Raw genomic sequence first — 12750 nt, forward strand, 5'->3', positions numbered from 1 at the left:
CTCCGAAGGGATGGAGCCCCTTCCGCAATCCCCTCATCGAACCGCGGAAGGGGCGGGCGATATCAGATCCCGTTGTCCGCGCAGAGTTTCGCGAACTCGGCGGTGCACAACTCGGCTTTGGTGACGTAGCCGTCGGCCACCACGTCCTTGACGTCGCGCGGATAGATCGGCTCGGGCTCCAGCAGCACCGACGGCACGTCGGCGTTCGACTCCGGATCGCGCACCGCGCCGTTGGTGGCGCCCTGCTCACCCTTCACCAGCGCCACCGCGAGTTTCGCGGTCGCCTCGGCTTCCTTCTGAATGGCCTTGTAGACGGTCATGCACTGGTCGCCGGCCAGCACGTTCTGCAGGCCCTGGACGGTGGCGTCCTGTCCGCTGACCGGCACCTGACCGTTGAGCTTCTGCTTCTTCAGCACCGCGATGGCGGCGTTGGCCAAGCCGTCGTTGGCCGCGACGACGCCCCCGATGTCCGGCCTGCCGGTGAGCATCTGCTCGAAGATGGTGCCCGCCTTGGTGTTGTCCCACTCCGGGACCGCCTGATCGGGCCCCTTGACGTATCGGCCTTCGTCGAACCGGGGCTTCAGCACCCCGTCATAGCCGGTCTTCAGCAGAGTCGCGTTGTTGTCGGTCGGCCCCCCGTTCAGGTACGCGACCACCGGCCGTACCGCGTTGCGATCGGTCAGGCACTGCGCGACTCCCGCGCCGAGCAGGCTGCCGACCTTCACATTGTCGAAGGAGACGTAGTACTGGGCGCCACCGCCGAGGGTGAGCCGGTCGTAGTCGATCACGGTGACGCCCTGCGACTTCGCCTTCTGGATCACCGCCTTGCCGGTGCCGCTGTCCAGGTTGGTCATCACCAGCACCGTGGCGCCGTTGGTGATCATCTGGTCGGCGATGGTCTGGAAGGCGTTCTTGTCGCCCTGGGCGTTCTGGATATCGGCCTTGACGCCCGCGTCCTGGAACGCCTGCTGCAAGTATTTGCGATCCGCCGTCTCCCAACGGGCGGATGTCTTGCTGTCCGGGAGGATCACGCCGATCTGGGTTCTGCCGCCGGAGTCCGCGGAATCGTCGCCGCACGCGGTGAGCGTGGCGGCCAGGAGCGCGAACGACAGCGCGGCAGCGCTGAACATGCCCTTACGCATGAGTGGGCCTTTCATCACCGGCCGGGGCGATGCCCCGACCGGCCGGAGTGGAACGAATGTTGTTCAGAGCAACATATGGGACTGTGACGCAGGGCACAACAGCTGATTTGTTGTTCCGAATAACAATCTCGACACGCCCACGTTCGCTCAGGTGCACCCCGCTCACGGCCGGACGGGCAAAGACTCGGAGGGCTCGTGAACAGGGGCATCGGCCGGCGCCCGGCACAAGGCCCGCGGAGGCGGCGGTGCGCACTCCGCACGGTGGCGCGGATCGGAAACGCCGAAGGGCAGCCTTCGCACAGAACGGACCACCCACGATCGGGCGCATGACGGCCCTCCGGCACAGTACCCTTGGCGGTGAATCATGGCGCGGTAGCGACAGACTGGGATCCGGGAGGGGAACAGTGGACACGCTCAGGCTCGACCCGGCGGCGGTGGCCGCCTACACCGCGATCGCGGACGCGGTGTCCAAACAATTGGCGTCGGCGGCCACGGTCGCCTCCGGCGCGGTGGATCCCGAACGGCTGGCCGCCGATCTCGGGCTCGTCGGCGCGCAGTTCGCGGCCCGCTTCTCCGCGGCAGTCGCCGAACACGCGGAAGCGTTGTCGACCGCCGGGCAGCTGGTCGGCGCCTACGGCCGGGTTCTGCGCGATTACCGCGAGAACGCGCAGGGCGTCGACGCCGCGACGGCGGCCGCGATCACCCGGTCCGGGGAGGCACTGGCATGAGAAGCCTGATGGGACTGCGGAAACGGGCGCACACCCCCCAGCCCGCCGCCACGGAGGCCACCCGGCCGCAGAGCACTGCGCCGGGCGCCGACCCGCCGATCGTCGCCGCGCTGGTCAAACCGATGCTGGCACTGCGTTCCTCACTCGGCACCGGCGTCGGCGTGCCGAGCGCCGCCGCGACCGGGGCACTCTCGGCCGCCTCCACCCAGGCGGCCGACACCGAAGGCCCGCACCGCGAAGGCCTGCACGCGCTGGAGTCGAGCTGGACCTCCCAGGCCGCCGACAGCGCGGTGCCCGCACTGCGCACGACGCAGACCCAGATCGGCGACATCTCCGATCGGGGGCCCGCGTATCTGTCCGTCCTCGCCGACGCGCACGCCACCTCCGGACGCGCGGCGCGGCGCGTCGACCAGATCATCGCCGACTTCCGGCGCGACGCGCGGGAGATCCTGGACAACGCGAGTTCGGCGCCGGAGACCGACGCCGTCATCGCGCGCGCCACCCTGGCGCTGCGTGACGCGCTCACCACAGTGACGGCCGCGCGCACCGAAATGGACGACCACACCAGGCGACTCGACGAGATGGGGCCGCTCACGGTCACCGCGCCGTCCGGCGTCAGCCAAGGCCAGGCCGCCGGTCAGGGTGGCACCGGACAGGTCGTGCCCGGCACCACCGTGCCCGGCACCACCGTGCCCGGCACCACCACGCCCGCGACCACCCAGCCCATGGACCCGGCGCTGGCCGCGCAGCTCCAGTTGCAGCAGGCGCTCATCTCCGCGGGCGTCGATCTCGGCACCACGGCCATCAACGCGGGCGTCGACATCGGCACGCACATCATCGACAAGATCGCTGAAGTCGGCATCCACGGCATCGACACCGTCGCGGCCGCCGCGGACAAGGCGATCCCGGAACTGATCAACCCGGGCTCCACCACCAACTCCGGCACGAACGGCGACGACTCGAAGAATTCCTCGAAGCTGTTCGACTTCGGGGGATCGCCCGAGCACAAGCCGTCGGCCACCGGGCCCGGTTCGGTGATCCCGCCCGGCAACTCGGCACCGGCCGCGCGCGCGGATGTACCGAAGCCGGAGAGCAGGCCCGCGCCCGCGGTCGCGCCGCCCGCCGTCGACGCCGCGCCGCCCGCGCCCGCGGGCAGCCCCGACCACCCCGCGCATCCCGGCCCCACCGGGGGCATGGTGGTGCCGCCCGCCCCGCCGCCGGGCGGTGCGGACCAGGAGCACAAGCCGCGCGACGGACAGCTCGGCGTCACCATCCCGTCCGCGGTGACCGCGGTCGTACCGGTGCTGGGCGAATTCGACGATGACGCCCCCTGACCGGGAGCATCCCAGTCAGGGCGCAGGCCAGAGCAATCCGTTCGACACGGGTCTGCCGATGCTGCGCATTCCCGCGGCCAAGCCGTCGAAGCGTCGTCGGTCGCCCGGCCGTCGCAAGCAGATTCGTCGTCGCGCGCCCGAATACGAAGCCGCGCAACCACCGCCCCCGCCGGAACGGCCCGGTGTCCGGCCGCAGCTCGGCGAGTGGGAGCAATGGCTCGAACCCGCGGCCCCGGCGGCGCGAGCGCCGCAACCGGTGGCCGCGCCGCAGCGCAGCGCACCCGTCGAGCCCGCCCCGGCCAAGGCCGAGGAGACCCGCGGCACCGCGCCCGCCATCGTCAACCGATCCGGCCGCCATCCCGGCACTCCGGTGCGCCATCCGCGGCGCGCCGATCAACAGCGCGGCAATCGCTCCCTGACCGTCTTGATCGTGCTGGGCATCGTCGTCGCCACCGTATCGATCAGCCTGGCCATGATCTACGGTTCCGAGGCGAATTCGCGCAAAACCGCGGCGACCTCGCCGCCGCGCGCGGCCGGCCCCGCACCGGCCACCTCCACATCCACCTCGCGGGTCAAGCCCCCATGGGCCATCGCCACACCGGGATGCGAGCAGAAGCGCACCGCCGACGTAGTTTCCGGCACCGATCCGGGCGGCACGGGGAACGGCCCGGACGCCATCTTCGCCTTCGAGTACGCCTACTACGCCGAACGGTCCGGGTACCGCGCCCGCGCGGTGGTGGCCCCGGACGCGGCGGTGTCGCCCGCCGACCAGATTCAGCGCGGCATCAATCAGGTGCCGGCCGGGACCCGCTACTGTGTGCAGATCTCCCGGGCCGGAGACGGGCCCGACGGTCAGGCACGGTGGGAAGTCCGGTTGACGCAACAGTTTCCCGGCGAAGAGTCGAACACCTTCACCCAGTTCATCACCACCCGCACCGGTACGGATCAAACGTTGATCACCGGAATCACGGCGGGCTGAGCTCTCCGCGGGACCGAACCCGAACCGCATCAGCGAACCCTGCGGTGCGGTGGGCGCACCGGCTCCGCTCAGCGCGGCGTCAGCTTGACCACCGGGATCACCCGGTCGGTCTTCTCCTGGTACTCGGCGAAACCGGGCATCACTTCGACCATCGCGGCGTAGAGGCGATCGCGTTCGGGCCCTTCGATGATCGGCGTCGCGGTCGCCTCCAGAGTCTCGGTGCCGATTTCGAGCGTGACCGACGGGTGGGCCCGCACGTTGTGGAACCAGTCGGGATTGGTGGGAGCGCCCGCTTTGGAGGCGACGACCACGATGTCTTCGCCGTCGCGGATGAACGCGAGCGGATTGGTGCGCGGGCGCCCCGACTTGGCGCCGATGCTGGTGAGCAGCAGCAATTCACGGCCCGCGAAGGGCCCGCCGACCTTGCCTTGGTTGGCGCGGAATTCTTCGATGATCTGGGTGTTCCAGTCGCCTGCCATGGCTGGTCTCTCCTGGGAGTCGGGTGCGCCGGGTCGTGCGCGAGCCTACCCAGACCTGTCGGCCCACGCCGAACTAACGTCGGCCCAACAGCGTGAGGGTGCACGATGGCGTGGTGCGGGTGCTTGTTGTCGAGGACGAGACGTTGCTGGCCGACGCGATCGCCGACGGGCTACGCCGGCACGCCATGGCGGTCGACGTGGTGTACGACGGCGCGGCGGCGCTGGAGCGCACCGGCGTGAACGACTACGACGTGGTGGTCCTCGATCGGGATCTGCCTCGCGTTTCCGGCGACGCGGTGTGCGGCACGCTCATCGAGTCGGGCGGCGCGGCCCGGATCCTGATGCTGACGGCCGCGAGCGCCGTGGCCGAGCGCGTGGCCGGTCTCGGCCTCGGCGCGGACGACTATCTGACGAAGCCGTTCGCGTTCGCCGAGCTGGTCGCCCGGATCCAAGCGCTCGGGCGGCGGGCGCGCAGCGCCGCTCCCCCGGTGCTGGAACGCTCCGGCATCCGGCTCGATCCGCACCGGTTCGCCGTCACCAGGAACGGCGAGCCGGTCACACTGTCGCGCAAGGAGTTCGCGGTGCTGGCGGAACTGCTGCGCGCGGACGGCGGTGTGGTCTCGGCCGAGCAATTGCTGGAGAAGGCGTGGGACGAGCACATCGACCCGTTCACCGGCGTGGTGCGGTACACGATCATGAACGTGCGGCGGAAACTGGGGGACCCGCGGCTGATCGAGACCGAACCGGGCGTCGGGTACCGGATCCGATGAAGGGGCGCACCATCCGGCTGCGGCTCACGCTGCTGTACGCGACGGCGTTCTTCGTGGCCGGTGCGGTCCTCATCGCATTGATGTACTTCTACCTCAGCCATTCGCTGGAGCGCCGGCCCGGCGGCGGCGCCCAGCAAGTGGTGCGGGAGTACCTGCTCGAGCGGGCCGAGCGCAACCGGGCTCCGGTCTCGTCGGAGCTGTTCAAGGCGCTCACCGAGCAGGCCCAGCGGAACCGGCGGGACACGTTGCGCGCCATGCTGGTGTGGTCGCTGGTCTCCCTCGGCGTGGTCGGTATCGCCGCGGGCGGGTTCGGCTGGCTGCTGGCCGGACGCGCCCTGCATCCGCTGCAGCGGATCACCGCGACAGCGCGGCGAGTCGCCGACACCAGCTTGCACGAGCGCATCGCCCTCGACGGTCCACAGGATGAGATCAAGGATCTGGCCGACACGTTCGACGCGATGCTGGAGCGCCTGGACCGGGCGTTCGACGGACAGCGCCGGTTCGTGGCGAACGCCTCCCATGAGTTGCGCACCCCGCTGACCATCAACCGGACCCTGCTCGAGGTGGCGTTGGAAGACCCCGACGTCGCCGAATCGACCCGCAGGCTCGGCGCCACGCTCCTGGCGGTGAACCGCAGGCACGAACGGCTCATCGACGGCCTGCTGGTGCTGGCCACCAGCGAGCAGCGACTGACCGAGCACCGGCGCGCCGACCTGGCCGACATCGCCGCCGACGCGGTCGGAGCACGCACCGGGCGTTCCGAGGCCGAGATCACCACCGACCTCGTCGCCACACCCGTGCTCGGAGATCCGCTGCTGCTGGAACGCCTCGTCCACAACCTGCTCGACAACGCCCTGCGTTACAACCTCCCCGAGCACGGCTGGGTGGCCCTCCGGTCCCGGACGGCCGGCGACCGCGCCGTGCTCACGGTGGAGAACACCGGTCCCCCGGTGCCCGTTTTCGAAGTCGACGGTCTCTTCGAACCGTTCCGCCGACTTTCCACCGCCGAACGCGTAGCCGATTCCGACGCACGCGGCGCCGGGCTCGGCTTGTCGATCGTGCGCTCCGTCGCGCAGGCCCATGGCGGCACGGTCCATGCGGTGGCGCGACCGGACGGCGGTCTCGCGGTCACCGTCGACCTTCCACGCGCCCGGGGATAGCCGGGACGGCTGCGGTGCGGGCGAGGCCGATGCCTCGCCCGCACCGGGCTCAGTAGTTGTGACAGGTGTCGGCGATAACGCGCAGTTTGTCGCGGTGCTCCTGAGCCCGCGGCGAGTCCCGGCGCTCCTCGAACCTGCGCTCGACCTCCGGGTGCTTGTCCGCGAACTCCTCGGCGCGCTGCTTGCGCTGCTCGACCGGGAGATCGAGGAAGTCCTGAAGTTTCGCCTTCCGGTCGGGGTGCGCGTCGAGCCGGGCGGCGAACTCGGGGAACTGAGCATGGACGGCGGCGTCGATCTGCGCGAAGCTGCAGGTCGTCTCGAGCAGTCCGCCCGGACGCGGCTGCGCGGATGCGGTCGCCGGAACCAGCAGCGCGCCCGCGGCGAGCAGACCGCCGAGAGCGAGAGCGGCTCGAACGATTCTCGTCATGTCGGAAACCCTTTCGGTTGGACGTTCGGGTCACCACGATGCGACCCGGAGCCGAGTCCATCAGGCGGGGTGTTTGGACAGCGCTAGGTGATGTGGCACCTCGCCGCCCGCCGCCCCGCTACCGTGGGTGTCGCTGTTGTGTACCCGGCCGATCACCTCTGTGGAGGCGTCTTGCGCACCATCGCTCGTGTCCTGCTCGTCGTCGCGGCTCTCCTCACCGCAGTGGTGTGCGCACCGCACGCGGCGCTCGCCGCGCCGGAAGCCGTGCGCCTCGACGACGCCACCGCGAGGAAGCTCGACGAATTGCTGGCGGCGCGCGCTCAGGCGCCCGCGTCGGCGGGCAAGGCGGACCTGATCGAGCTGCTGTCGCGTCCGTTCCTCGGCACGCCCTATGGCGCGAACATGCTCGTCGGGTCGGCGACCCAGCCCGAACAGCTGGTCATCGACTTCCGCCGGGTGGATTGCTTCACCTATCTCGACTATGTCGAGGCGCTGACCAGATCCACCGACCGCGACCAGTTCACGGCGAACCTGATCGCAACCCGCTACGCCGACGGCCGAGTCGATTTCCGGCAGCGCAAACACTTCTTCACCGACTGGGCGCACACGACCGGCGTCGCGGCCACCGACGTCACGGCCGCGATGAGCACCGCGGCGGTGACCGTCGGCAAACACCTCAACGCGAAAGCCGATGGCGGCACCTATCTTCCGGGTCTTCCCGTGGTCGATCGCGCCGTCACCTACATTCCCGCCGCCGCCGTCGACCAGGGGGTCGTCGGCAGGTTGCGCACAGGCGACTACATCGGCGCCTACGCCGACCAACCGGGGCTGGACGTCACGCACGTCGGCATCTTCGTCATGACCGACGCGGGTCCGGTCTTCCGCAATGCGTCCTCGCTGGCGGGCAACGACAAAGTGGTGGACTCGCCCTTCGCCGACTACGTGCGGTCCACCCCGGGCATCGTCGTTCTCCGCGCGCGGTGATCAGGGTCGAGGGTCAGGAGACGGCCACCGGCTGCCGGAGGGCCGATTTCGGCGTCCCGGTGAGCGTCTTGTCCAGGTCCGTGCGCAAGGTCATGGCCGAGTCGAGCAGGTAGTTCTGCCGCACCTTCCACGGATGACGGTCGCCCTGGCGGGGGAACGCGCCGATGGAGCGCTGGATGTAGCCCGAGGCCAGATCCAACAGCGGGTGTTCCGCGAGCTCGCCCTGTGGCTCGGGCACCACGGCGGCGTAGCCTCGGCGATCCATGTGCTCGAGCACCCTGCAGACCAATCGGGAGGTGAGGTCGGCGCGCAACGTCCAGGACGCGTTGGTGTAGCCGATGCACACGGCGAAGTTGGGGACGCCGGTGAGCATGGTCCCCTGCCAGACGAACTGCTCGGACAATCCGACCGGTACGCCGTCGACGCTGGGCGCGATCCCGCCGAAGGCGAGCAGCTGCAGCCCTGTCGCGGTGATCACGACGTCCGCCTCCAGCACCCGGCCGGACTTCAGCCGGATTCCCTCGGGCACGAAGGTGTCGATGTGATCGGTGACGACCTCGGCTTCGCCCTTCCTCATCGCCTTGAAGAAGTCCGCGTCCGGGACCGCGCACAGCCGCTGGTCCCAGGGGTTGTAGCTGGGCGTGAAGTGCTCGGCGACGGCCTGCTCGTCCTTCAGGATCCGCGTGGTGAGACCGGTGAGCAGTTTGCGCGCCGCTTCCGGCCGCCGTCGGCAGTACTGGTAGAAACCGATGCCGAAGAGGATGTTCTTGGTGCGGATCACGCGATGCGCCAGCCGCGGCGGCAGCAGTTCGCGGATCTTGTCGGCCACTTTGTCCCGGCCCGGAACCGCGCTGATCCAGGTCGGCGAACGTTGCAGCATGGTTACCAGCTGTGCCTGTTCCGCCATGGCCGGGACCAGCGTGACCGCGGTCGCGCCGCTGCCGATCACGACGACGCGCTTGCCGCGATAGTCGAAGTCCTCGGGCCAGAACTGCGGGTGCACCACCTGCCCGGCGAACGAGGAGATGCCGGGGAACTCCGGCGCGTAGGGCTGGTCGTAGTCGTAGTATCCGGCGCAGGCGTAGAGGAAGCCGCAGGTCAGTGTGCGGCTCTCGGTGGCGCCCGATGCGTCGCGCTGCGCGAGCGTCAACGTCCAGCGCGCGGCCGCGCTGTCCCAGTCGGCGGCGACCACCTTGGTGCGATAGCGGATGTGCCGGTCGATGCCGTACTCCGTGGCGGTCTCGGTGATGTAGCGCAGGATCGACGGACCATCCGCGATCGACTTGGCGTCGCGCCACGGCTTGAACGGGTAGCCCAGGGTGAACATGTCGGAGTCGGAGCGGATACCCGGATATCTGAACAGGTCCCAGGTGCCGCCGAGCGCGTCGCGGGCCTCCAGGACGGCGTAGGTCTTGCCCCGGCACTCGGTCTGTAGCCGGTAGGCCGCGCCGATACCGGACAGTCCGGCGCCGACGATCACGACATCGAGGTGTTCCGGTGCTGCGGCGGTCTCCGTCATGCCTCCAGTGTGCGAGCCGAGCAGCCCGGCTTTCTTGACTTTGCGCGACAACTATTTGATTCTCTACGACATGTCGGTGATTCGCTCGGCCGGGTTGCGCGGTTTTCGCGCGACCGTGGCCGAACTGGGCGGAGACGCCGAGGGGCTGGCCACGGCCTGCGGCCTGCCGGTGGCCGCCTTGGACGCCGACGACCTGCTCGTGCCCGACGAGCGCGTCGCGGCCGTGCTGGAACTGGCCGCGCACCAGCTGCGCTGCCCCGACCTGGGCTTGCGGATCTCCCAACGGCAGGACCTGGACATGCTCGGCCCGCTCGCACTGGCCATCCGCAACTCGCCGTCGCTGGCCGACGTGCTCGAGTGCTCGGCGCGGTATCTGTTCCTGCACGCGCGGTCGCTCAGTTTGACGCTCGAGCCCGACCCCTACGGCGATCGCGGCGTGATCGCGCTGCGCTATGGCGTGCGGCCGGGACTCCCGACGCCCGTCCAGGGCACCGACCTCGGGCTGGCATTCGTGCATCGCACCATTCAGCGCCTGGTGGGTGGCCGCTACGGGTTGCGCTCGGTCGAGCTGCCCTACCGGCCGGAAGCGGCGGTCGCCCGGTACGAGGAGTTCTTCGGCGCACCGGTGCGGGTCGAGCGGCCGTTCGCGGCCCTGCGCGTGCCGAGCAACTTGGCGGGCAAACCGCTCACCGGGGGCGACGAGAACCTGCACCGGCTGGCCATGGCGTTCCTCGCCGAGCAGTCCGGCGACGCGGCGGCGGCGATCGCCCCGCAGGTGCGCGCCGCCGTCCAGCAGCTTCTCGGCACCTCCGCGCCCGAGATACACGCGGTGGCACGGCTGCTGACCGTGCACCCGCGCACCCTGCAACGTCGGCTCGCCGCCGAGCGCACCTCGTTCGCCGCGATCCTGGACGAGGTGCGCCGTGACGCGGCGCGGCGCTATCTGACCACGACGGACATGCCGATGAGCCAGGTCGCCTCGCTGATCGGGTTGTCCGAGCAGGCGACGTTCACCCGATGCGCCCGAAGATGGTGGGGCACAACGCCGACCGGCCTGCGCCGCGCCGAGTCGCAGGGAATGGCACAGCCGCCCAACACTTTCGGGTGACGGGTCGACAACGGTCCGGCGTCCGATGAGTCCGATTCGATAACGGTTGTCCCCGAGAGCTTTCGACCCATTCCCTCCTCGACGCCGCGTCTTTACCGTCGAAGACGGGGTAGGTGCGCACCGGAAGGGGGACTCCATGAACACCTGGCTTTCGCGTGTCACGGACACGCTGACCCGCATCCCCGGCTGTTCGTCGGATCAGCGCGCGTTTTTCGCCGAGGCGCTGACCGAGCCGGGACGCTACCTGCTCATTCACCGGGATCCGGTGCCCGCCGACCACGCTCACGCGCTGCTGGTCTGCGGCACCGGGCTTTTCGCGTTGCGCTTCGCCGAGCACGTGCCCGCCGAACTCGACGGCATCCGCCGCCATGTCGAGGCGCGGTTCGGCAGATTGCAGTTCGGCCGGGAGAAGGTCGTCGCCCACGACGCGCAGATCGTCCTGCTCGTTCCCGGCGAGATCGGACTGCGCGGCGACGGCCGGTTCGCCGTCGCCGGGCCCGGCGAGCTCGATCGGGTGATCCGCGCGCGGCACCGGCAGCTGAAGCCCACCCGGGCCCAGGCCATCGCGAACACCGTCGCGCACCAGTCGGCCCGGGAGTACGAGCTGCTGGAGATCGAGGAAACGACGCAGGACGCAGCGGATCTCGCCCTGCTCGATCGGTCGGAAGTCCTGACGCCGCAGCGCGACGCGGCGCTGGCGAGGCCGTTCCAGCACTGGATGACCTTCCTGGATCCCGAACAGGAACTCCTGGTCTCCCGCGCGTACACCGGCCCCGCCCGGCTGGCAGGCCCGGCGGGCACCGGGAAGACCGTCGTGGCGCTGCACCGGATGGCCGGACAGGCCAAACGATCCACCGGTCGTCAGCTGTACACGACATTCGTCAAGACGCTCGCGAACTGCCAGGAGACCTATTTCCGGCAGCTGGCGCCGGGAACCGAGGGACGCGTCCAGTTCGCCGGCCTGCATTCCTGGGCACTGGATTTCCTGGCCCAGCGGATCGCGGCCCCGAAACTCGACCCGCGGGGCGCCGACCGCGTGTTCGAACGGGTCTGGGCCCGCGCGCGAGCCGACTTCGAGGACATCGAGCCGCACGGAAGTTACTGGCGGGAGGAGATCGACCGGGTCATCAAGGGCCGGGAGATCGATGATCTCGACGTCTATCAGCGCACGGAACGACACGGGCGCAACGGCGTTCGCCTCGACGACGACCGGCGCGCCGATGTGTGGCACAAGCTGTACGTTCCGTACGTGCGCGCGATGCGCGAGCGGGGCATCTCCGATTACAGCGACGTCATCGCCATCGCGCTGGCCGAGATCCGCAACGAACCGCTCCCCGAGCCCTATGACGCGGTGATCGTCGACGAGGTGCAGGACATCACGCTGGCGGGGCTGCGGCTGGCCCATGCCATCGCGGGCGGCAACGGATCGAGTCCGCTGCTGCTGCTCGGTGACGGCCAGCAGCAGGTGTACGCCGGGGGCTGGCGCATGGCCGACGCGGGCATCGATCTGCGTGGCCGCGGCGAGGTCCTGCGGGTCAACTACCGCAACCGCCGCCGCGTCTGGGAGAACGCCGCCGGGATCGATGCGGTGAACGAACTCGGCGATTTCGACGACGCGCCGGGCGTGCTGTTGCGCGATGCCGACGTCACCCTGCCCGACGGCGTGGTGCGGATCTGGCGCGGACCGGACCACTACCTGGAAGCGGCGCTGGTCGAGGGCATCCGCGAATGCGGGAAGCCGTTGTCCGACATCGCCGTACTCACCCGGACCCGGCAGGAGGCGAGCCGGCTCGCCGGAGCGCTCGACGCCGTCCGCATCGCGACGCTGCCCTTGGAGGACTACGACGGCACGCCGCACGCGGCGGTCAAGGTCGGCACGGTGCACCGCGCCAAGGGACTCGATTTCGCGGCTGTCTTCCATCCGACCTGGTCCGCCGGCCCCCGATCACGCACCGGCGCTGACCGGGAGCGAGCCGAACTCGCCGACCGGCAGAAACTCGTCGCGATCACGAGGGCGCGGGACTACGCGTGAATCGGCGTCCGCGACGACCGCCCTGACATCCAGCGGCGCTCCTAGCGGACCTGCGGCCGAGGCCGGCGCGCTCCCGGGCTCGGGCAGC

The 12750-nt window shown here is 70.0% G+C and carries 12 protein-coding genes; 8 read left to right on the plus strand and 4 right to left on the minus strand.

Features of this window, described 5'->3' with window-relative positions:
• Positions 1–62: 62 nt before the first annotated feature.
• Complete coding sequence (locus tag NNI01S_RS20605; RefSeq protein ID WP_063021752.1) at positions 63–1142, minus strand: sugar ABC transporter substrate-binding protein; 1080 nt, start codon at positions 1140–1142, stop codon at positions 63–65.
• Between the two features lie 404 nt (positions 1143–1546).
• Between NNI01S_RS20605 and NNI01S_RS20610 the strand changes: the two genes are divergently transcribed.
• From NNI01S_RS20610 to NNI01S_RS20620, 3 genes are read left to right on the plus strand one after another with little or no spacing between them, the layout of a single operon-like run.
• On the plus strand, positions 1547–1870 hold the full coding sequence (locus NNI01S_RS20610) for a hypothetical protein (protein ID WP_063021753.1): 324 nt from the start codon (positions 1547–1549) through the stop codon (positions 1868–1870).
• Complete coding sequence (locus NNI01S_RS20615; protein ID WP_063021755.1) at positions 1867–3204, plus strand: hypothetical protein; 1338 nt, start codon at positions 1867–1869, stop codon at positions 3202–3204. The genes NNI01S_RS20610 and NNI01S_RS20615 overlap by 4 nt, the downstream gene beginning before the upstream one ends.
• Entirely contained in the window at positions 3191–4183 is a 993-nt protein-coding gene (locus NNI01S_RS20620) for a DUF8176 domain-containing protein (RefSeq protein ID WP_063021757.1), read from the plus strand. The genes NNI01S_RS20615 and NNI01S_RS20620 overlap by 14 nt, the downstream gene beginning before the upstream one ends.
• A 68-nt stretch (positions 4184–4251) precedes the next feature.
• Here the strand turns inward: NNI01S_RS20620 and NNI01S_RS20625 are convergent, their stop codons facing one another.
• On the minus strand, positions 4252–4662 hold the full coding sequence (locus NNI01S_RS20625; protein WP_063021759.1) for a nitroreductase family deazaflavin-dependent oxidoreductase: 411 nt from the start codon (positions 4660–4662) through the stop codon (positions 4252–4254).
• 113 nt (positions 4663–4775) lie between these two features.
• Here NNI01S_RS20625 and NNI01S_RS20630 point away from each other — a divergent pair, with 113 nt between their 5' ends.
• The gene (locus NNI01S_RS20630; protein ID WP_174554450.1) at positions 4776–5432 is read left to right on the plus strand and encodes a response regulator transcription factor; all 657 of its coding nucleotides are present in this window, start codon (positions 4776–4778) and stop codon (positions 5430–5432) included.
• Complete coding sequence (locus NNI01S_RS20635) at positions 5429–6592, plus strand: sensor histidine kinase (RefSeq protein WP_063021761.1); 1164 nt, start codon at positions 5429–5431, stop codon at positions 6590–6592. The genes NNI01S_RS20630 and NNI01S_RS20635 overlap by 4 nt, the downstream gene beginning before the upstream one ends.
• 49 nt (positions 6593–6641) lie before the next feature.
• Here NNI01S_RS20635 and NNI01S_RS20640 read toward each other — a convergent pair whose 3' ends face one another.
• Positions 6642–7019 (minus strand): hemophore-related protein, encoded by a 378-nt coding sequence (locus NNI01S_RS20640; protein ID WP_063021763.1) that lies wholly within the window; start codon positions 7017–7019, stop codon positions 6642–6644.
• Positions 7020–7190: 171 nt separating this feature from the next.
• On the opposite strand from NNI01S_RS20640, the gene NNI01S_RS20645 reads away from it, so the two are divergent.
• On the plus strand, positions 7191–8003 hold the full coding sequence (locus tag NNI01S_RS20645; protein ID WP_063021764.1) for a DUF1460 domain-containing protein: 813 nt from the start codon (positions 7191–7193) through the stop codon (positions 8001–8003).
• A 13-nt stretch (positions 8004–8016) separates the two neighbouring features.
• On the opposite strand, the gene NNI01S_RS20650 is transcribed toward NNI01S_RS20645, so the two are convergent.
• Entirely contained in the window at positions 8017–9522 is a 1506-nt protein-coding gene (locus tag NNI01S_RS20650) for a flavin-containing monooxygenase (RefSeq protein WP_063021825.1), read from the minus strand.
• Between the two features lie 34 nt (positions 9523–9556).
• Between NNI01S_RS20650 and NNI01S_RS20655 the strand changes: the two genes are divergently transcribed.
• Together NNI01S_RS20655 and NNI01S_RS20660 are read left to right on the plus strand one after the other, a co-directional pair.
• Positions 9557–10630, plus strand: a complete 1074-nt coding sequence (locus tag NNI01S_RS20655; protein WP_245676298.1) for an AraC family transcriptional regulator — start codon at positions 9557–9559, stop codon at positions 10628–10630.
• Between the two features lie 136 nt (positions 10631–10766).
• Positions 10767–12662 carry a UvrD-helicase domain-containing protein gene (locus NNI01S_RS20660; protein ID WP_063021765.1) on the plus strand — a complete coding sequence of 632 codons (1896 nt, stop codon included), beginning with the start codon at positions 10767–10769 and terminating at the stop codon, positions 12660–12662.
• Positions 12663–12750 lie beyond the last annotated feature (88 nt).

The organism is Nocardia niwae NBRC 108934 = DSM 45340 (genome assembly GCF_001613465.1).
Taxonomy (GTDB): domain Bacteria; phylum Actinomycetota; class Actinomycetes; order Mycobacteriales; family Mycobacteriaceae; genus Nocardia; species Nocardia niwae.